At 48.2% G+C, this 19201-nt stretch carries 17 protein-coding genes; 1 reads left to right on the top strand and 16 read right to left on the bottom strand.

Features of this window, described 5'->3' with window-relative positions; all coding sequences use genetic code 11:
• Positions 1–77: 77 nt before the first annotated feature.
• The 16 genes from ACUZ8J_RS07480 to ACUZ8J_RS07405 form a co-directional block, all read right to left on the bottom strand.
• On the bottom strand, positions 78–731 hold the full coding sequence (locus tag ACUZ8J_RS07480) for a MarC family NAAT transporter (RefSeq protein ID WP_446693485.1): 654 nt from the start codon (positions 729–731) through the stop codon (positions 78–80).
• A 59-nt stretch (positions 732–790) separates the two neighbouring features.
• A complete protein-coding gene (locus tag ACUZ8J_RS07475) occupies positions 791–3835 on the bottom strand; it encodes an efflux RND transporter permease subunit (protein ID WP_446693484.1) in 3045 nt (1014 codons plus the stop codon).
• Positions 3835–4350 (bottom strand): efflux RND transporter periplasmic adaptor subunit, encoded by a 516-nt coding sequence (locus ACUZ8J_RS07470; RefSeq protein ID WP_446694914.1) that lies wholly within the window; start codon positions 4348–4350, stop codon positions 3835–3837. The genes ACUZ8J_RS07475 and ACUZ8J_RS07470 overlap by 1 nt, the downstream gene beginning before the upstream one ends.
• Positions 4351–4362: 12 nt before the next feature.
• Positions 4363–4908: an efflux RND transporter periplasmic adaptor subunit gene (locus ACUZ8J_RS07465; RefSeq protein ID WP_446693483.1), complete on the bottom strand. Its 546-nt coding sequence runs from the start codon at positions 4906–4908 to the stop codon at positions 4363–4365.
• A gap of 348 nt (positions 4909–5256) precedes the next feature.
• The gene (locus ACUZ8J_RS07460) at positions 5257–5934 is read right to left on the bottom strand and encodes a helix-turn-helix transcriptional regulator (RefSeq protein ID WP_446693482.1); all 678 of its coding nucleotides are present in this window, start codon (positions 5932–5934) and stop codon (positions 5257–5259) included.
• Between the two features lie 110 nt (positions 5935–6044).
• Complete coding sequence (locus ACUZ8J_RS07455; protein WP_446693481.1) at positions 6045–6494, bottom strand: GyrI-like domain-containing protein; 450 nt, start codon at positions 6492–6494, stop codon at positions 6045–6047.
• 182 nt (positions 6495–6676) lie between these two features.
• Complete coding sequence (locus ACUZ8J_RS07450; RefSeq protein ID WP_279769228.1) at positions 6677–7060, bottom strand: VOC family protein; 384 nt, start codon at positions 7058–7060, stop codon at positions 6677–6679.
• A 153-nt stretch (positions 7061–7213) separates the two neighbouring features.
• Positions 7214–8935, bottom strand: a complete 1722-nt coding sequence (locus tag ACUZ8J_RS07445) for a phospho-sugar mutase (protein WP_446693480.1) — start codon at positions 8933–8935, stop codon at positions 7214–7216.
• A 271-nt stretch (positions 8936–9206) separates the two neighbouring features.
• Positions 9207–9512 carry a hypothetical protein gene (locus tag ACUZ8J_RS07440; RefSeq protein WP_088210709.1) on the bottom strand — a complete coding sequence of 102 codons (306 nt, stop codon included), beginning with the start codon at positions 9510–9512 and terminating at the stop codon, positions 9207–9209.
• A 442-nt stretch (positions 9513–9954) separates the two neighbouring features.
• On the bottom strand, positions 9955–10932 hold the full coding sequence (locus ACUZ8J_RS07435) for a TerC family protein (protein ID WP_446693479.1): 978 nt from the start codon (positions 10930–10932) through the stop codon (positions 9955–9957).
• Positions 10933–11399: 467 nt separating this feature from the next.
• A complete protein-coding gene (locus tag ACUZ8J_RS07430; protein ID WP_446693478.1) occupies positions 11400–11639 on the bottom strand; it encodes a DUF3624 domain-containing protein in 240 nt (79 codons plus the stop codon).
• 71 nt (positions 11640–11710) lie between these two features.
• Positions 11711–12874 carry a 2-alkyl-3-oxoalkanoate reductase gene (oleD, locus tag ACUZ8J_RS07425; RefSeq protein ID WP_446694913.1) on the bottom strand — a complete coding sequence of 388 codons (1164 nt, stop codon included), beginning with the start codon at positions 12872–12874 and terminating at the stop codon, positions 11711–11713.
• 140 nt (positions 12875–13014) lie between these two features.
• A complete protein-coding gene (gene oleC, locus ACUZ8J_RS07420) occupies positions 13015–14826 on the bottom strand; it encodes an olefin beta-lactone synthetase (protein WP_446693477.1) in 1812 nt (603 codons plus the stop codon).
• A complete protein-coding gene (locus tag ACUZ8J_RS07415) occupies positions 14826–15788 on the bottom strand; it encodes an alpha/beta fold hydrolase (RefSeq protein WP_446693476.1) in 963 nt (320 codons plus the stop codon). The genes oleC and ACUZ8J_RS07415 overlap by 1 nt, the downstream gene beginning before the upstream one ends.
• Before the next feature lie 170 nt (positions 15789–15958).
• Entirely contained in the window at positions 15959–17008 is a 1050-nt protein-coding gene (locus ACUZ8J_RS07410; protein WP_011717598.1) for a 3-oxoacyl-ACP synthase III, read from the bottom strand.
• Positions 17009–17262: 254 nt separating this feature from the next.
• Entirely contained in the window at positions 17263–18645 is a 1383-nt protein-coding gene (locus tag ACUZ8J_RS07405; protein ID WP_446693475.1) for a methyltransferase, read from the bottom strand.
• Positions 18646–18954: 309 nt separating this feature from the next.
• Between ACUZ8J_RS07405 and ACUZ8J_RS07400 the strand changes: the two genes are divergently transcribed.
• Positions 18955–19188 carry a DUF1289 domain-containing protein gene (locus ACUZ8J_RS07400; RefSeq protein ID WP_446693474.1) on the top strand — a complete coding sequence of 78 codons (234 nt, stop codon included), beginning with the start codon at positions 18955–18957 and terminating at the stop codon, positions 19186–19188.
• Positions 19189–19201: the final 13 nt, after the last annotated feature.

Genomic DNA, 19201 nt, shown 5'->3' with positions numbered 1-19201 from the left:
TATAAATCGCACAACACAGCAATCACATGCAAATGCTTTACTGCGTCATGCCTCTATTTATTGTAAAAGGCTAAGCGTTACTGCATTGTGCAAATAATACGAAATGCTGGATCCGCTAACAGCTCTTTTACACCATTGATAATAAATTGCATCCCCATACTGATGAGTAAAAAGCCCATGATACGGGTTAATGCATCAATACCCGTTTTACCCATAAAACGGCAAACTGGCTGCGCCATTCTTAGCACTATCCAACTAGTAAGACTAATCAATGCAAACGCGGCCACCATCCCCGCATAGATTGGCATTCTTTCATAATCTGTTGGTAAATCAGAAATTTGTGCTGCACCGCTAATAACTATCGCCATTGTCCCTGGGCCACACATGCTAGGAATTGTTAATGGCACAAAAGCAATACTCTCTTGGCTTTGTTGATTACTCTCATTAGCAGGCGCAGGGAATAACATTCTAAAACCAATTACACCAATAATTAAACCGCCGGCTAACCTTAAGCCAGGGATGGAAATGCCAAAAGTATTTAGGATTGAAGAACCTACAAACAAGGTAATGCATAAGGTGAGAAACAACCAAATCGCCGCCAAGTTCACTTGACGACGGATAAAAGCAGAGTCCTGATCTTTCGTTAATCCCAACAATAATGTCGCTGTCGTTGGCGGGTTAACCATAGGTAATAAAGCAGTATAGGCAAGTAATGTCACCTGAAAAAACATAGTCCAACTCCAAAAAATGGGGGCTATAAGCCCCCGTCTGATCATAAGTTAATTGTCATTTAAGCATTGGGATGAGGTATTTTAAACAGTGAAGCATACAACAATGGGATCACGATTAACGTGAGCGCGGTTGCGAACAATAGGCCAAACATGATAGTTACCGCCATGCTTTTAAAGAAGGGATCCATAATGAGTGGCGCAACACCCAATATCGTAGTGAGAGCCCCCAACACGACTGGACGAGCACGGCTAACCGATGCTTGAATGAGTCCTTCCAAAGGGGGAATACCCGCTCTAATTTCACAATCGGCCTGATCAACCAGCACAATAGCATTTTTCACCATCATACCAATCAAACTTAAAAACCCGAGAATCGCCATAAATTCAAATGGTGTCTTAAACAGCACTAAACCAACCACAACCCCAATAACAGCCAATGGCACTGTTAGCCAAATAACCAAGGGTTGACGTAACGCATTGAACATAAACACTACCGCGAGGATCATTGCGGCGAAGCCAAAAGGCGCCGAAGAAGCTAATCCTTCGTTGGCATCATTTGAAGCTTTGTACTCACCATACCAAGTGAGACGGTATCCTGGAGGTAAGGTGATTGACTCAATCTGCCCACGAACTTGTGAAAATGCCTCGTTAGTGAGCACTCCAGGAGCGGGATCGGCCTGAACGAGAATAGTGGGTTGTCTGTCGATACGGCGGACTATCGCATCTTGCCACTCCACGGCAATAGTGCTGACCATTTCACTCAGTGGCACAGGGCGACCTGCTACAGGACTATATACCTGTAAACTATCAATGGCCCGTTCAAATCGACGTTCACTCTCGGGGGCACGCACAACGAGGGGTATTAAATCATCACCTTCACGGTATGAACCAATCGTTGTTCCGGTAAGTAACTGAGCCAAAGCCTGATTAAGCTCAACACTGGTAAGCCCCATTTGCTGCACTACCGTTTGATTATACTGTGGCACCAACACTGGCACTTGCTGACGCCAGTCATCCTGTACAGCAATCAGTTCGGGACTTTGCAACATCAGCGCTTTAGCTTGTTCAGCTAGCTCACGTAAAACTTTTGGATCTGGACCACTAAATCCTGCCTCAATTTTCTTACCACCGCCGCGGCCGAGCATAAATTTCCATACCTTGATAGACGCATCAGGATATTGTTCAGAAAGGCCCGTTTGCAGTTTTTCCACCAGCGAAGAGATGTGTTGATAATCGTCCACATCAATTAGCAATTGCCCATATGCGGGATTACGAGGCTCAGGAGAATAGGTCAGCATAAACCTCAGCCCTCCGCCACCGATAAAGCTGGTTATCCCAGTCACCGCAGGCTCTTTGGCAACCTCATCACTGATACGACCAACCACAGAATGGGTGTAGTTAATATCCGTGCCCTGCGGCAAATAAACATCAACAACAAACTGTGGTCTTTGTGATTCAGGCATAAATCCTGGCGGAACCAAACCCATGCTAACTAATGCCAAGACTAACAGGCCGATTAATCCAAGTCCGGTCAGTTTGCGATGACCAAGCACCCAGATAAGCATCGCACGATAAGATGTAAGAATTTTGCCTTCGTCCTGCTCAGCTGATTGCGGCTTAACATGCAAAAATTGATGACATAATAAAGGTGTAATCGTGACCGCAAATACCCAACTGAGCATCATAGAGTAGAGGATTACCCAAAACAGGGACCCCGCATATTCCCCCATATCACTGGGTGATAAACCAATGGCGCTGAATGCGAGAATACCGACTAAGGTTCCGCCCAAGAGTGGCCAAACCGTGGCGTTAACCACATCACTTATCGCCTTTTCACGCGCTTCGCCCTGTTGCAGTTTCACTAATACGCCATCGGTGACCACAATGGCATTGTCGACTAACATCCCGAGCGCAATAATCAGAGCCCCTAAGGAGATACGCTGCATGGCAATATCATCCATCAGCATAATAATCAGGGTACCCGCAACCGTCAGCACCAACACAAAGCCAATAATGATCCCCGATCTTACCCCCATAAATAGCAAGAGCACGATAAACACAATCACTACGGCGGCGATAAGATTATCCACAAAATTAGCAACCGAAGCCTTTACCGAATCAGATTGCATAGAAATTACATTTAATTCCATGCCTATGGGGCGCTGGTTTTCAAGTTCAGCGAGTCGTGCTTTAACCGCATCCCCCATATTAACCACGTTACCGCCGCTAATATTTGAGATCCCTAACCCGATGGCACGTTCGCCATTGTAGGCCATCATCAAACTCATGGGCTCCTTGTAGCCACGAACCACATTGGCCACATCTTTGAGCCGTAATGTTTGGCCTTGACTCCCCACTCCAAGTGGCAAATTTTTAAGCGAATCAATACTGTTAACCGCCGCTTTTGGGATAACCGCTAAACGCATATTGCCCGCGGGTAATTCACCGGCCACGGTGACGATATTTTGCTTTTGTAGAACGGTAAAAATTTGCTGGGCGGTCACCCCTAATGACGTCAGGCGCTCAGCAGAAAACTCGAGATAAATTTCTTCCTGACGATTGGCTAAAATGGCTGTTTTTGCCACGCCATCGACTAAAGCCAACTCCTTACTCAAAAAATCAACATAGTCATATAATTGCTTGTCTGAATATCCCTTTCCTGTCACGGCATAAAACAGCGCATAGACATCGGAAAAGTCATCATTCACCATCGCAGGCCCCGCGCCTTTGGGCAATTGCCTTTGCGCATCAGCGATTTTGCGACGTAACTTATCCCATACTTGATCGAGCTCGCCTTTGGAGCGGGCAAACTGCAAGTCAATTTCAACCGTGACCTCGGACATGCCCTGTTTGGAGACGGATTTAATCTCCTTTACTTCTTGCAATGCTTGAACAGCAGACTCGATAACATCGGTCACTTCATCTGCCACTTCCTTAGCGGTCGCCCCCGGATAAGGTGTAATCACCACCGCTTGACGGATCACAAACTCAGGATCTTCAAATCGCCCCAATTGTTGATAACTCAGGTAGCCACCGAGCAGCAGCAAACATATGATCACCCAAACGCTGGTTCGCTTGGCAATCGAATAACGAGCAATATCCATTAATTCGACTCCTCAGCATTCATTGGATGTACCTTCATCCCCTGGGTTAACGCATGAACACCAGCAACCACAATCTTATCGCCAGCACTGAGGCCTTCAGTCACTTGTATTTGACTACCGAGGAGATTACCTACTTTGATTTGCTGTTGGCTAACAGTGCTGTCTTGTCCAACCAACCAAACAAATTGCGAGCCAGTATTCGATGGCACTACTGCATCAATCGGCACCATAATAGATTTGGCCGCGGCTGACGCATCCATCACCGGATACACTTTAGCCGTCATTCCCGGCAGCAAAGGCGCCGACGAGGGGTCATCAAACCCCAACACAACTTGGTAAGTTTGCGAAATGGGATCAGCATCAGCGGCATAGTAACGGTAAGTCAGATTGAAACGTTGATCTGCTAATCCCTCAATTTCAGCGATAGCATGTTGACCACTCGTTGGCTCTAAAAATAACTTACCGGGAACATTAATCATCACCTCTAAATCACGAGGATTATGCATCACATAAATAGGTTGATTGGGCTACACTGTGGCAAAGTTATTCACTAATTTTTGAGCGATTATGCCGTCAAATGGCGCTTTGATTATCGCATTATCCACATCCTGTTGTGCCTTAGAGACCTTATTAGCGGCCAAATCACGCTTCACTTTTAACTGTTCTAAATCACTACGAGAAATAGCCTGACTGGTTGAGAATATCTTATTGCCGCGGTCAAAATCAGTTTGCGCTTGAGCATATTCTACCTTGGCCGAATCCAAAGCCGTTTTGAGTTCGGCATTATCTAAACTGGCTAACACTTGCCCACGCTGAACTTTATCTCCTTCCTGAAAGGCCATTGAGGCTAACTTACCCGATAGCTTAAAAGCCAACTCAGCGCGCTGGGCTGAACGAACAACGCCCGTAAAATGAGTTTGTGAAACGCCTTGAGGCTGAAGTGTTGAAATTAAAGCTGGCCTAGAGATATCCGCCGTCATTTGGGGAACACTTTGCTTTTCCCCACAACCACTTAGATTTAAAGCGATCACACCTAAAAAAACTACATACTGAAAACCTTTCAGCCCCTTCATTCCTTGCCCCTTACCCAGTGATTAATTGCAGAGATTTTATTAATCCAACGACAACGTCTTAATGATCGTAAGGACGAGTTTTTACAATTTAATTTTGCTGGTTTAAGTCTATAACTTACTGATATTTTGTAAAGTTACGCTTTAGCATTTTTATTTCAATTAATTAACAACACTGTATTTTGCCGAACCAAGCCTATCATTAATAACAAATCTGACCACAACATCATCCCAAACGATAATCTTGCGTAAATGTTGAAATGCTCGATTTTGATAAAAAGAAATAACACATCGAAAATAGGAACTAAATTGCAATAAAACTCAAATGGCAAGTGCATAAAAGCAGAAAAATTAAGCACGATTCTCCATCTGGCAAATATAATCCTCTAATTCCTGCCCCGGCGTCGGTTCAAAATGGCAGTTAAGCCTTAATAATCCTGTGATACGATCGACCCGAAAGTTGCGAAAATCTTGGCGTAATTCACACCAGGTCAGCAAGGTCCAAGTGCCTCGCCAAAAATAGATGGCGAGCGGCCGCACTTCGCGCTCGGTCAGGGCTTTATTCACATCTTGATAGAAGAGTTTGACGTACTCACGGCGCTGAGCCGCATTACGCAGCGGATCGAGAAACTGAAACTCGTTGGAATCTAAATAAAAATCCGGCGAGAACATCAAGGATTGATAGGCTTGCAAACGCTTAGGTAGCACGGCTTCCACTTTTATCATCGCCTGACGCGCCGCACTGCCGAGCTCTTTGCCGCCCCATGTTTGCACCATACGCATGCCAACTTGAATCGCCTCTAATTCGGCCTCGTTAAACATCAGTGGCGGCACATTCACTTCGTGGCGCAATAGATAGCCCACGCCTGCCTCCCCTTCAATGGGAATGCCGCTCAAACATAAATCCTGCACATCGCGGTATACGGTGCGGGTCGAGACTTCTAAACGATCCGCCAGTTCTTGGGCGGTCGTTAATCGTCGATGTTTGAGAATTTGCACTATTTGAAATAGGCGGTCAGCACGGCGCATGGACAGTAATCACACCTCAAATTGGCTTGGCTGCGAAAGTTAAGGGATCTTAACCGCTAAAGCTTACACGCCCAAGCGATACTGTATTGGCAAAGCGTTATGGATTCAGCCTACACAATCCCGATATAAATCTCGACCTTATCGGCGCTTCGATAGACCTCAAAGTCCGTTTGATAATCACGCTGATGCTGACAATCAGGTGTACTAAAGTAGCGCCAAATCTGTCCCCAAAGATCTACCACACACTGGGGCATTTCCCCCTCGGCGCTAAACTTAAGGTAATTTCCTTCTCGCAGCTGCAACGCCGTAAAAGGGCCGGTCTCGCTGACAGACTCAACACTTTTCCCCACTAAAACCGAATAGTCTCCCGTCATATCGGATTCATAGTCGTAGTAAACCCCATACATGGGAGATTCGAGCATCGTCGTGAGTTGTGATGATTCAAAGAATGTCTGCCAAAGCGTTGCAATCTTGCCGCCCTCACCCGCCATTTCGGCGCTATTGTTGGTGCGCGTACTCAGCCCAAGCATAGGTTGAGCCGCCATAAAAACCTGTTCCATTATCCTTTACCTTCATCACTGAAATTTGCTGTTGCTTGTTTAAGGCTATCGCGAGACCTTACTGCATATCGCTCTTATCCGCAGAACTGACAGTATCCACTCGAATTAAAGATCGGCGTAAACATCAGTACTAAACATCAGTACCGAGAGCCGTGCCAAGGCACGACTCTGCAGAGTTTACATTACTGATTTTGCGACCAGAGGCCGACCTTGTTGCCTTCGCTATCCACGAACAGGGCGATATAACCACAACTGCCGTCTTTGATAGGCGTCACAGGCAATAACATAGTCACATTGGCGGCCACGAGTTTATCCACTAAAGGTTGCAATTGTGCGCTGAAATGCAGGTATACAGTGCTGCCTTCCATCGACGGTTTGCTCATGCTGCATTTAACGAGGCCAATGCTGGCTGCGCCTTCCTCCTCTGTTACCAGCGTCGCGTATTGCATGTCTTCCATATCGTCACGTTTAAATTCAACGCCGAAATGTTGTTGATAAAAAGCGATGGCACGATCCATATCACTGACAGGAATTTCACCCCAGACTAACGGTGCAATTGATAACATTTTCACTTTCTCCTTGTTGAAAAATGCCGATGATTCATCATGTTATAAATGTTATTCACCAGCGGACGACAACAAGAATAAAACAAGGCTACTGACAACATCATGTCAGTAGCCTTTGAGTGAAGCTGATTTTATTGAGTGCGCTAAAAGCGCTTATTTAGGTAGGCTCGCCTGATGGGCTGAAATAAACGCCTCCATCGCCTGAGTTGCCCGCGCTTGGGCGCTGGCCAAGGTGTCTTGCGCCGTCATTGGCTCGACCACCTCGTAATAACACTTGATTTTAGGCTCTGTGCCCGATGGCCGTACTATCACCCGCGCGCCATTGGCTAAGCGATAAGTTAATACATCACTGGCGGGCAGATTGATTTTCTCAACCTTGCCATCGGCAAAGCGTCGCTCTAACGCCTTGAGATCATCGGTCGACACCACGGCATGTTCACCAATTGCCAGCGGCGGCTGTTCACGCAGATAGGCGCCGATATTGGGCGTGTCGGGTTTTAAGGCAATGCTAACTTGAGCATTGAGATGGAAACCCTGCTCGCGGTATATCTGCTCGAGCCTATCCCAAATGGTTTGCCCTTTTGCGGCAAGCTCGGCGGTTAATTGGGCGAAGGCGACTAGGGCCGACAGGCCGTCCTTATCCCACACCATGTTACCGACGGTGTAACCCAGCGCCTCTTCGTAGGCAAACAGGAATTGATTATCAGGCTGACTCTGCGCAATCCCCACATTCATCAGCCATTTAAAACCAGTGAGCGTGGTATAACTTTCAACCCCAAAGCCTTTGGCGATTTTAGATAATAGACTGGAGGACACAATAGTCGTGCCCACCAGTCGTTGGTCTTTAGCTGCATGGCTTAACAGATAATGGCCAAAGAGCACACCCACTTGGTCGCCCGTTAGCATTTGATACTCGCCATCATCCTTACGTACAGCAACCGCGAATCTGTCGGCATCGGGGTCATTGGCACAAGCTAGCATAGCACCATGCTTTTTCGCTTCGGCGATGACTAAGTCCATCGCACCCTTTTCTTCCGGATTCGGGAAATTAACCGTTGGGAAATCCCCATCAGGTTCGCGCTGCGCCGCCACCGAATACACTTGGGTAAAACCTGCGTCTTGGAGCACGGTTTCCGCCATTTCAGCACCCACACCGTGCATAGCGGTATAGGCAAGACTGACTTTTTCGGGCGCGGTGTTATTTTGCAGCACATTGGCGTGCATCACGCCGCGGCGATAGGTTTCGTAATAATCGTCCTGCAACCAGATAAGCTTGCCTTGTTTGGTTGCCTCCACCTGATCCATAAACGGAATTGCTTGGGTTGCCGCCAGCTCAATTTGAGCGGCGATACCTGAGTCATGGGGCGGGATAATCTGCGCGCCGTTTTCCCAATACACTTTGTAGCCGTTGTATTGTGGCGGGTTATGGCTGGCGGTCACCACAATACCGGCGGCGGCATTAAAATGCTTAACCCCAAAGGCCACCAGCGGCGTTGGCGCCACTTTGGCAGTGAGGCGCACTTTAATGCCCATCGCGGTGAGCACACTGGCGGTATCATGGGCGAAAGTGCGTGAATCGTGGCGGCCATCGTAACCAATCACAACTCCGCGCTCGGCGGCATCTTTAATTTGTTCAAGTAGATAGGCACCAAGCCCTGCAGACGTTTGGCGGATAACCAAGCGATTCATCCCCATAGGACCTGCGCCCACCACTCCGCGTAATCCGGCGGTTCCAAATTCTAAACGTCCCGCAAAACGTGCCTCGAGTTCGGTGTCATTTCCGGCATCGATTAAGGCTTGCAGTTGTGCCTGAGTGCGGGGATCTGGGTCATTTTCGAGCCAATGCTTAACCTGTAATTGCAAATGGGTATTCATAGGGGGCCTCAGTGAAAATCATTTTCAATCACCTTAGGAAAATCCATGCCGAAGAACAAGCGAATTTGCACTTTCACGGCGGATTTAAGTGTAAAGAGGGAGAGTGTAACGAACTTAGTAGACGGGAAGTCACGCAAAGATGCGATTTATTAACCCTGTTAATCCTTGTGTAACAGGGGCTGTCGAACTTGCGCAGCAGCGCGCAGTGGTGCGTCTAAAGCCCTCACCACCTCAAGCAAAATTGCACTGATAAATGCCACGAATTGCCGTCTTAACGCAGTAAATTAATCGACACTACGTTAGAGAACAGCTCCTTTTCAGAGTCCTGCTCCAATTGATTGCGCCAAGGTTTATCGAAAACCCGCACAAGGTAATAAGTATCGCGCCCCGTGTCTGTCACAAAAGCGATGCCATAACGCATCAACTCGTAGTGAATATCATGGACAAACACCAATGAAAAATTTTGGCGTCCGGTCAGCTGATTGATATCTTCTCGAGTTAAACTCACGCCCTTTTCGACACCCTCGAAGCGTTTCTTTAGCCAATGAGCAAATTCCTTCGCACTCACCATAGACATGATCTTTCTCCTCGTGCGAACCTCGGCATTAACGGCCTGGCTCGCTGTCATTTGTTCGATTATTTGTAATGATGGCGTGGCGTAATGGTCAATATCTCAGAATGAGCCAAACTGTCGCCCCATTCCGGCAGATAATGAGCTAAGTCACAAAGTTGATGGTGCTAATAATTTATTGTTATTAGTGCAAAATTGATGAAAACAGACTCTTTATATTTGGCTCAGTGCGCTGTTAGGCGAACGATTACTCAGGTAGAAAGAAAGCCCGAGCCAAACGTCTGTCTATACGAAAAATAGAACAGTTTGCGCACTTTTACCAAACCTAAAAACCGCAAATAGAAATTATTTCATCGGCCGATAAACTAGGCAATTCACAACCATTCTTTGGGATGACCGAATAAAAACTACGCACTATGGCGCCAGTTTTAGATAGAAAAACATTAACTTACTTCTGCTCGCGCGTCTTCCACAGGGAGAATAATACCCCCGCCAGCAAGAGGCCGAAGGTGACGCCAAGGGATAAGGCCGTTGGGATTTTAAAGTCCACAATGCCTTCGTGATTAAAGTACACCAGTCCGACTTTGACGCCGATAAACACTAACACGACCGATAGCGCATACTTGAGGTACTCGAAACGATGCACCATGGCAGCGAGGGCGAAATACAATGCCCGCAGACCTAAAATAGCAAAGATATTAGAGGTATAGACGATAAAGGGATCTTGGGTAATCGCAAAAATCGCCGGGATACTGTCCACCGCAAACACCAGATCTGCGGTTTCGACTAAGATCAACGCCAAGAACAGAGGCGTTGCCCACCAGCCTTTGCTGAGTTGATGCTCCTCTCCCCTTACCCAAAACTTCTCTTGATGAAGGCTTGGCGTAAAACGCATTTTGGAGCGTAACCATTTGTAAAACTTATTATCTTGGATATCTCCATGCTCATCATCGGAAAAGAGCATCTTAACACCGGTGAAAATCAAGAACAGGCCGAATAACACCAACACGCCTTGGTATTGCGCAACCAGTGCCGCACCTAAGCCAATCATAATGGCACGTAGCACGATAACGCCCATGATCCCCCAGAATAACACTCGGTGTTGATATAAACGGGGAATGCCTAAGCTACTGAAAATAAGTGCGATAACGAAGACGTTATCCATAGATAAAGACTTTTCGATAAGGTAACCCGTGAGGTATTCCATCCCCGCGGTCGAGCCCTTGTACCACCATAACCAGGCGCCAAACAACAGACCCATACAGATATAAAAGGCCGATAATTTAAGGCTCTCTGCCACGGTAATTTCGTGCTGCTCTTTGTGTAGCACACCTAAGTCGAAGGCTAACAATGCCAACACAAAGCCAAAAAACATTAACCAAACCCATATCGGGTAACCCACAAATAGCGTGGTTAAAAACTCCATAACACTCCCTAAAACCTAAAAAATACCGAGTTTTCTCGGCTCCATCGCCACATTCGATCTTAGTACTTGGCGATACCAAAAACAGTGAAACAGGGTAAAAAGCTTAAAATGTCAGATTAAAATTTGTTTAAATCCATACTCTTCAGCCAACACAACTCGTCACACTAGACCCTATCACCAGAGCATTTGTCGTACCTTGGTTAGATTTAAGCCTAGCCCTAACACTCACGGGATCACGGAGTAAAATAATTACGTGAGCTCATCACTCATCACGCCTCAGCACCAATCGACAGTATTTTTCGCTAAGACGATAAAAAGCGAGCTGTTTCAGCGCACTGTGTACCACTTGAGCATTAAGCGAAAATGAAAAAGTTCGCGGGCAAGCATGGCCGTTTCAAATAGCGTAAATGGCGAGTGTGACCGCTCACCACAAAGGATAAAAAGGAGATTCGATGGGAAGTGAAAAACTACTCACGCCCGAGCAGACGACGCGCGACTAATACCACAAGATGCAGTAACAACAGGCCACTAAAGGCGATGCAGAAAAACAGTAAGGCGATGGAGTTGACCTCTCGAGGAGCGTCACTGTAGAGATACCACCACAAAGGCCAACCGATAAGCGACAGCAGCGTCAACTGCCACATGCAGCGTTTGCAGCGGCCAATTTTTTGCCAAAAAATCGAAGTATTACAATCGTCGCAGGCCATTAACGCTTTAATCCATTAGGTTACCGTGATGCCATAGGATATCACCAAGTTTACCCTGTGCTAAATAAGCACTAGAGCGATGCCTTAAGTCGCTTCATACCCTCTTCTATCGACACTAAGGCATGATAGCCAAAGTCTCGTTTTGCCGCGCTGATATCGAAATAATGGCTACAGGAAAGCTGTTTAGCGACAAAGCGCGTCATGATCGGCTCTTCTTGCTTATTAAGCAGTCGATACGCCGTTTCTAACACAGCGCCCACCACATAGGCTAGGGTCTGTGGCACGCGCGCGGTCACAGGCGGCAACCCATCACAGGCTAGGATGAGGTTCAGCATCTTGGCCATAGTTACAGGCTCATCGTTACTGACAAAATAGGCTTTACCTTGGCACTTGGGTGTTGCTTGACAAAGCTCAAGGGCGGCAAGGACATGGGCATAAGCGGCGTTATCGATATAAATGGTATCGACCAATTTATCCTCACGTCCCACCAGCTTTAGTTTACCTAAACGACCACGGGCTAGCACCCGAGGCACCAGATGCGGATCATTAGGCCCCCAAATCAAATGCGGCCGCAGGGCAACCGTCTTTAACGCATACGTCGATGCGGTTATCGATGCTTGATTGGCATCGAGCATCATCTTCTCGGCAATCGCCTTGGAGTGAGCATAATAATTTAAAAAGCGGCTGGCGTAGGGCGTCGATTCATTGATACCCGACTCATCCTCGCCCGCAAAGGTGACACTCGGGGTACTGGTATAAACTAGCTTATTGATTTTAAGCGCTTTACAAGCAGCAATCACATTGGCCGCGCCCTTCACATTGGGGCAAAAATAACTGTCTCTATCACCCCAGACACCCGCTTTTGAGGCCACATGGAACACGATATCGCAGCCCTGCATCGCCAGTTTGACTTGCTCAGGATTGGCTAAATCCCCCTGAACCATAGTCACGCCAAGGGCTTCAAGCTCAGGGTAAAGGCCACGGGCAAAGCCTGTCACCTTAATCCCAGCAGCAACCAAACGTAGGCAAATAGCCTTACCCAAAAATCCACCCGCGCCAGTCACAAACGCATGGCTGACCTTAGCGGCCAAGGCATCAAGCGCGGCTTGCTCACGCGGGTCAAGACTCAGTTTGATACATGCTTGGTCACCGTCCACTTGGTTTAGGCGTGCTGGCTGTAACACCGCATTTACTAAGTCTTTTGGGGCGAGAGAAATGGAACAATTTTCGGTCATCATGCTATTCCGAGACACCCAGTGCCGTTTACAGTGTTAAGTCCAGCGCTTATATGCAAAGGGATAGTATTTCATCCCCATGCCACAACAAAGCAACAGAAAATCTAGATGAGTAAGGTTAAAACTCCCTTAAATCAGCATCAACCTTTGGTTTGTGATTGCGCCCAAACGGCTAATTTTTCTCTAAATATTTTGGCATTGTGGCGCACATCCACCGGGAAGTCGGGATGAATAAGGAAACGCCTGATCCCCTGAGTTTGATTATACTGCTCGGCTATCGCCATCAGTTCTTGATAAAGCTGCGCACTCTTATTACATACCAAGGATTGATCAAGCTCGATGCAGATGAGTGGTTCAATCTCACTCGCGCCGCCTTGCCCCTTCACTTTGATCCCCACTAACGCCGAACGCTTCACATTTGGATGGGTATTAAAAATCCGCTCACAGGGAATCGAGTAATAACGTTTAGCAAACTGCCCACCTTGAGTGGCATCGACTCGATGGGCTTTACGCCCACACATCCACAAGCGGCCGCTGCCGTCCAGGTAGCCAAGATCGCCCATTCGATGCCTAAAGGTTTGCCGCTCGCGATCCCAGATTTTGGCCGCCGTCGTTGCTCGCTCGCGACGGTAATAGGATTGGCTCACCATTGGGCCTGTCACCACTATCTCACCAATTTCGCCCACCTTAAGGCACAGCCGATTATCCCACTCAGGGATGTTATCCTCAGTGATGGCGATAATCTCGATACTGACACCATCGATGGCGCGACCAACACAAATCCCACCGCCATTATCTGTGGTTTGAGTTGTGGTAAATAGCTCGTCACTGGCGATCATGCTGATGGGTAAGGATTCGGTAGCGCCGTAGGAATTAAGTACAGGTACGCCGTCACTGAGCATTTTGCTAAAACGGGCAATGGAGGCAATGGTCGCGGGCGCACCAGCGGAAATCACGCGTTTCACACTGCTGAGTTTATGCTGGTTTTTCGATTCGGTTTGCTCACCGGCGCGACCTAAACGTTCAAGCAAGGCCGGATTAACAAAGATATTGCTGCATTGGTATTTCTCAATGGCGGCAAATAAAAACTCAGGATTAGCCGTAATCGGTTCGCTGGCATCCATCTCTGGCACAATCGATGCCATACCGAGCGCCGGACCAAAGAGAGAAAATAGCGGGAATGTCGCCAAATCACGCTCGCCATGTGCAATGCCATAATCCTGCTTCAGCGCTTTGATTTGCGCCTCAAACATACCATGGCTATAAACAACGCCCTTCGGCGTCCCCGTACTGCCGCTGGTAAAGAGAATCGCCGCCATCTCGTCATGCTCTAGCAGCGCCATCGGGTACTCGCCCTGTTCCGACAACTTAGCTGTAGACGACTTAGCTGTAGATAAGAGTATCGACGCTAAACTTGGCGCGCCCGTGAGTAAGCGCGATAGCGTGCCAGCAAGCCCGCTGGGATTGCCATCCACATTGATTAGATGCTGCACGCTGCCCTTACCCCAGCCTAATAAGCGTCTGGCGAGATGGGCTTTAGGGATACCGATAAACGCATCGGGCGCAGCTTCAATAAAACATTGCTTAAGGTTTTTAATCCCCATGCCCGGGTCAACCAGCACGGGAATAATCCCCGCCTTGAACAAGGCGAAAGTTAACGCAAAAAAATCCAGACTCGGGGTGACCATCAGCACCGCCTTCATCCCCCGCATCAGCCCATGGGCATTGAGCGCGAAGGCGATGGCATCGCTTTGTTTATCTAGGCTAATAAAGTCGAGTTCTTGGTAAGTCAGGTTGGCAAGGGATTTACCCTTGCCCTGTTGCACCGCAACCGCGAGATGATGGGGTATGTGATGGGCGGCCTGCTTTAAATGCCGACAGATATTGGCATCGCTTGCTTGCTCGACGGCAGATATCCCATGACCGAGCAGCGCATCCTCCACCCTAACCATTAATGTGCGGCCTGTGGCGCTTGAGTCTCTACCTCAGGCTCGGTGACCAGCACCGTTTCAACGTGCTGCACTTCAGGCTCTGGCGTTTGCGCCTCAGCCATAAAGTGTTTGATATGGGTAATCACCTCATCGCTCGCATCTTCGAGGATATAGTGACCACAATCGGCAAATTCATGCACCTTAGCATGGGGCATATGTTCGCGCCATTTGGCTAAAAAGTGCTTATCGAACACAAAGTCCTGTAAACCCCAGCAAATCAGTGTCGGTACCTTGGCAAACTTTGGCAGACTGGCGGCGATATCCGACACCAGTTGATAGTTTCTGTCACCCGGTTTTAACGGAATATCCTGCACAAAGCGCAGGGTCGAAATGCGATTTGCCCATGAGTTAAACGGCGCGACATAGGCCTCACGGATGTACTTGGACATCGGCTGACGCTTCACCCCAACGTAGGATGCAATCGATGAAAAGGCATTAAAACCACGCACTAACACAGTGCCGAGCAGCGTGTTGCGGCAGATCCACAGCGCCAGCGGTAAAGGCTTAGTCTCGGGTAAATGGAAGGCGCCGGTATTTAAAATCACCAGACGTTTAATGCGCTCAGGGTAACGCGCCGCGTAGCCCATGCCAATCATGCCGCCCCAGTCGTGGACGACTAAGGTAATGTTTTCGTTTACCTTTAGGCTATCGAGCAGCGCCTCTAAATCGTCAATGCGATTCTTAAGAGTGTAGTCGTAACCGCTGTCATCCGGCTTATCCGACAGGCCACAACCAATATGGTCGGGCACGATACACTGGTGAGTATCCTTAAGGGCGCTCACGAGATTACGGTAATAAAAACTCCAACTTGGATTACCGTGCACCATGACCACAGGCTCACCTTGGCCTTCATTGATGTAATGCAGCTTGTTGCCATTACGGCTAAGAAAATGACGTTTAAACGGCAACAGAGTGTCTAACATGACGCTTCCTATCTTTTGTTCTAATTGTTTTTGTATTGGTAGCCTGTGCAGGTAAATTCGCCTTTACCTCTGCTCATCGCTAATGCCCATCGCTAAACCAATAAGCATAAAAATGCCCTAGCAAACCTTGCGCTCAAGCGTCGGCTAAGGCAGATAACAATCTTGGAAAACTACCACTTAATTCCCAGCATCATGCAGTTCAAACCACTGCCGATGCCTAAAAAGCTCACCTGATCCCCTGGGCGTAAAAAGCCTTGATCATGTGCCATGGCCGCAGTGACGGGTAAAGAAACTGTGCCCATATTGCCAAGCAGTTGATATGTTGGGAATTCTTTTTCAGGCGGAATATTTAACGCACTCAAGACCTGTTTACGGTTTGAAGCGCCGACCTGATGACAGATCACTTTATCGACCTGTTCAACCAACCAATTCCGCTGCGCGAGGAAATGCTCCCACGTGTGTTTTGCCAGCTCGACCCCTTCTTTGAGCAAGGTCACCGCATCGGTACGCATAAACTCACGGTAAATATTGTGCCCCACTTCCTGCAAGCCCCACTGACACAGTTGATGGTGCTGCGGCGCGGATAAATGGGAGGCGCCAAGTAGCTGATGCTTACGCACATTCGTCAGCGGCAAACTGCCATCGGTCAGGATCACCGCCACCGCGCCAGAGCCGCCAGTTAAGGTTGCCAGCGACTGCGCAAAATTCTGCATGGTCGGATCGGCCAGCATATTATCGATGGTCACATCGACAATATCCCGCGCCGATTCGCAGGATACCACCATGCCCGCCTTAATTTGGCCAAGCTCGATACGGTTAGCAATGTCTAAAATGCCCGATAACACCCCAAGACAGGCATTGCTAATATCGTAAATCGCCGTGTCCTTCGACACACCTAATGCCGCCGCAATCCGGCAAGCGGTGGCGGGTTCGTGTTGGTCACGGCAAACGCCGGTATACACCACAGCGCCCAGTTCGGCGACTTCTATTCCCGTTTCTGCAATCGCCTTGTGCGCCGCTTTAATCGCTCCATCGGATAATTGATGCCCTTTAGGCCACCAACGGCGTTCGGTAATGCCCGTTAACGCCGCAAGTTGCCCCATAGGAATGCGAAATTTTTGATATAGAGGCGCGAGGCGAGATTCTAGCTCGCTACTGGAAACCACCACAGGTGCCAGTTCATAGGCAAGACTATTAATAAATACGCGGGAATATTTCATGAAACTGTTTTATTCGCTCACTAAGATCACTGATCTTTTAGGTCAGTTTTTAGTTGTTATTTGTCATTAAGGCGACATTTGAACAAGAAAAGCCCGATGATTCAATAAAAAACCATCTTTCGTCTTAGACTTGTCTCACAGAGCTTATAAGCCCTTGTGCAGATCATGCCGCCTATCCGTTAATTCAAAATGAACTAATAAAGAAATACTTCATAAAAAACAGGCAAGTATGGCCTCATCATTCAGATTATTTTTCAATCGCTCGATTTTTGCGCCAAAATCAGCGCATTTCGCGGCGTCACGCTGGTTGCACAAAATTCCCTCAGGGTTACCCGATAGCCACTTTCCTGCAAAAAACAGCAGCGATCGAGAATTAACCACAGCTCCAGCGCTCGGCGGAATAAATGCGCGGCCAAATCGATGCGCCGGGTTAACCTTTGTCGCTGTTTGCCTATCTCGAGCCAAGCGCCAAAATCACAATCTGCGGCTAAGGTAACCGCCTTTTGCGCCGCCGCCCAATGGCAAAATTCAGCAAACTCGCCGCTCAGCTGGCTTTGCTTTATGGCGGGCAAAGGTAAATAAGCATCTATGCCACGGCAATTTCGTTGCAGCGCATCAAACCCCAGCCGCCAAGCAATTTCCTGATGTCGCAACGCCTGCTGCTTGGGATTTGCGATCACGCTCTGTTGTAAAGGCAATTGCAAGTCATGGCGACTTAAACGCAGCGCGCTGTCTTTGGCGAGTGTCGATAAGCCTTGATATTGATTAGCTTGAATTAAATGGTAGCAACAAGGTGAAATCGCCAATGCCTGTGTGCCCGCCGCCGCGGCCAATTGCAGTAAACGCACATGCAAATCGCCACAGGCATGCAGCGCCACCGCCTGTTGCTGAGCGCAAAAAGGATTGGTTTGATGAGCGGAATTGTCGCTAGTTTTATCCTTGATAGCGAAAGCATCGGCGCAGATAAAGCGCTGTGATAAATGCCATTTATCGGCAAAGGCTTGGCCCTCTTCACAGAGCATCGCCTGCCACTCTAGGCTTAACACATCCACACCACGTGCCTTGGCAATCAAACGGCCCAAGTGCCCTTTGCCCGCACACCACTCGAGCACGGGTAATCCTACATCGGGTAAATGCTGCACAAAGGCAGTGATCTGCTCCCACTTACGGCCTTTTATATGGGCGCTAAAGTGAGCCATCTCGGTAAGATCAATACGAGGTGAAGTAGCAGTTTCAATATCATCAGAGCTGATGTCAGAGCCAATATCTGAGCCTATATTTGAATCAACATCTGAGCCCAGCGAAAGTTCGGCAAAGAACAATGTGAGTAAAGACAGATCCCAGTCTAAGCCTAACGCTGCAAGATCCTGCTTAAGTGCGGGAGATAAGGCATCGACTAACGCCGATTGCTCGGCATCCAAAGTATCGAGCACGGCATCATCAAGCGCCCAAAGGGTGGTTGCAAGCCTTGGGAATTGTGCCGCCCAAGGCAGTGCTTTTGCCTCAAAGGCACGCACTTGCCACAGGGCGCGGCTCTGCTCAAGTAGCTTATCCAATTGGATAAAGTGCGCCCTGAGCCTCTCCTGACTCTCGGATATATCCCTTGCCTGCTTATGATTATCGAGCTTAATTGCCATGCTGAATTTGCTTTACTCTGATGTGTTCCATTTGACTATTTTATTGGGCTTAGCCGCCACGTCTTCACAACAGCACTGTTTTAAAACCAGTTTGAAAACAGTGCCGTCATTAAGCCTTTACGAATATCAAGGTGCATTTTACTGAATATTGTTGCCCAAATGGCGCCTAAAGCTGCTAGTATCGCCACAATTTTTGTCAGCCTGCTTTACTCGCTGGCATGCATGGGAGTTACGCCTTCACGCAGCAACAGTTAACGCAGCGGCCTCACCCATTGAACCCGATGACGAAAACCTGTTAAGAGGAAAAGTATGCTCTCCCCCTGCGTTGCCCGCTGCGGCTTAAATGATGAAGATTATTGCATGGGCTGTTTTCGCCATATCGATGAGATTGTCGCTTGGCGCGATAGTAGCGATGCAGAACATGCCGCGATTATCGCGCAACTTCCCGCCCGCAAAACCCATTTCGAAGGCGACGAAAATCAACAGGTGCTAAGCCGCGCTAAATGGCTGGAAGCCGAGGCACGACTTGCAAAAAAAGCCTGATATATCAGGCTTT

The organism is Shewanella sp. Koi 1, from assembly GCF_052907445.1.
This window is presented reverse-complemented; position numbering and strand designations above follow the sequence as displayed.

Excerpts from the sequence above, each read along its gene's own strand:
- ACUZ8J_RS07480 (WP_446693485.1), bottom strand. The coding sequence starts at position 731 with ATGTTTTTTCAGGTGACATTACTTGCCTATACTGCTTTATTACCTATG.
- ACUZ8J_RS07475 (WP_446693484.1), bottom strand. The coding sequence starts at position 3,835 with ATGGATATTGCTCGTTATTCGATTGCCAAGCGAACCAGCGTTTGGGTG.
- ACUZ8J_RS07465 (WP_446693483.1), bottom strand. The coding sequence starts at position 4,908 with ATGAAGGGGCTGAAAGGTTTTCAGTATGTAGTTTTTTTAGGTGTGATC.
- ACUZ8J_RS07460 (WP_446693482.1), bottom strand. The coding sequence starts at position 5,934 with ATGCGCCGTGCTGACCGCCTATTTCAAATAGTGCAAATTCTCAAACAT.
- ACUZ8J_RS07455 (WP_446693481.1), bottom strand. The coding sequence starts at position 6,494 with ATGGAACAGGTTTTTATGGCGGCTCAACCTATGCTTGGGCTGAGTACG.
- ACUZ8J_RS07450 (WP_279769228.1), bottom strand. The coding sequence starts at position 7,060 with ATGTTATCAATTGCACCGTTAGTCTGGGGTGAAATTCCTGTCAGTGAT.
- ACUZ8J_RS07445 (WP_446693480.1), bottom strand. The coding sequence starts at position 8,935 with ATGAATACCCATTTGCAATTACAGGTTAAGCATTGGCTCGAAAATGAC.
- ACUZ8J_RS07440 (WP_088210709.1), bottom strand. The coding sequence starts at position 9,512 with ATGTCTATGGTGAGTGCGAAGGAATTTGCTCATTGGCTAAAGAAACGC.
- ACUZ8J_RS07435 (WP_446693479.1), bottom strand. The coding sequence starts at position 10,932 with ATGGAGTTTTTAACCACGCTATTTGTGGGTTACCCGATATGGGTTTGG.
- ACUZ8J_RS07430 (WP_446693478.1), bottom strand. The coding sequence starts at position 11,639 with ATGGCCTGCGACGATTGTAATACTTCGATTTTTTGGCAAAAAATTGGC.
- oleD (WP_446694913.1), bottom strand. The coding sequence starts at position 12,874 with ATGACCGAAAATTGTTCCATTTCTCTCGCCCCAAAAGACTTAGTAAAT.
- oleC (WP_446693477.1), bottom strand. The coding sequence starts at position 14,826 with ATGGTTAGGGTGGAGGATGCGCTGCTCGGTCATGGGATATCTGCCGTC.
- ACUZ8J_RS07415 (WP_446693476.1), bottom strand. The coding sequence starts at position 15,788 with ATGTTAGACACTCTGTTGCCGTTTAAACGTCATTTTCTTAGCCGTAAT.
- ACUZ8J_RS07410 (WP_011717598.1), bottom strand. The coding sequence starts at position 17,008 with ATGAAATATTCCCGCGTATTTATTAATAGTCTTGCCTATGAACTGGCA.
- ACUZ8J_RS07405 (WP_446693475.1), bottom strand. The coding sequence starts at position 18,645 with ATGGCAATTAAGCTCGATAATCATAAGCAGGCAAGGGATATATCCGAG.
- ACUZ8J_RS07400 (WP_446693474.1), top strand. The coding sequence starts at position 18,955 with ATGCTCTCCCCCTGCGTTGCCCGCTGCGGCTTAAATGATGAAGATTAT.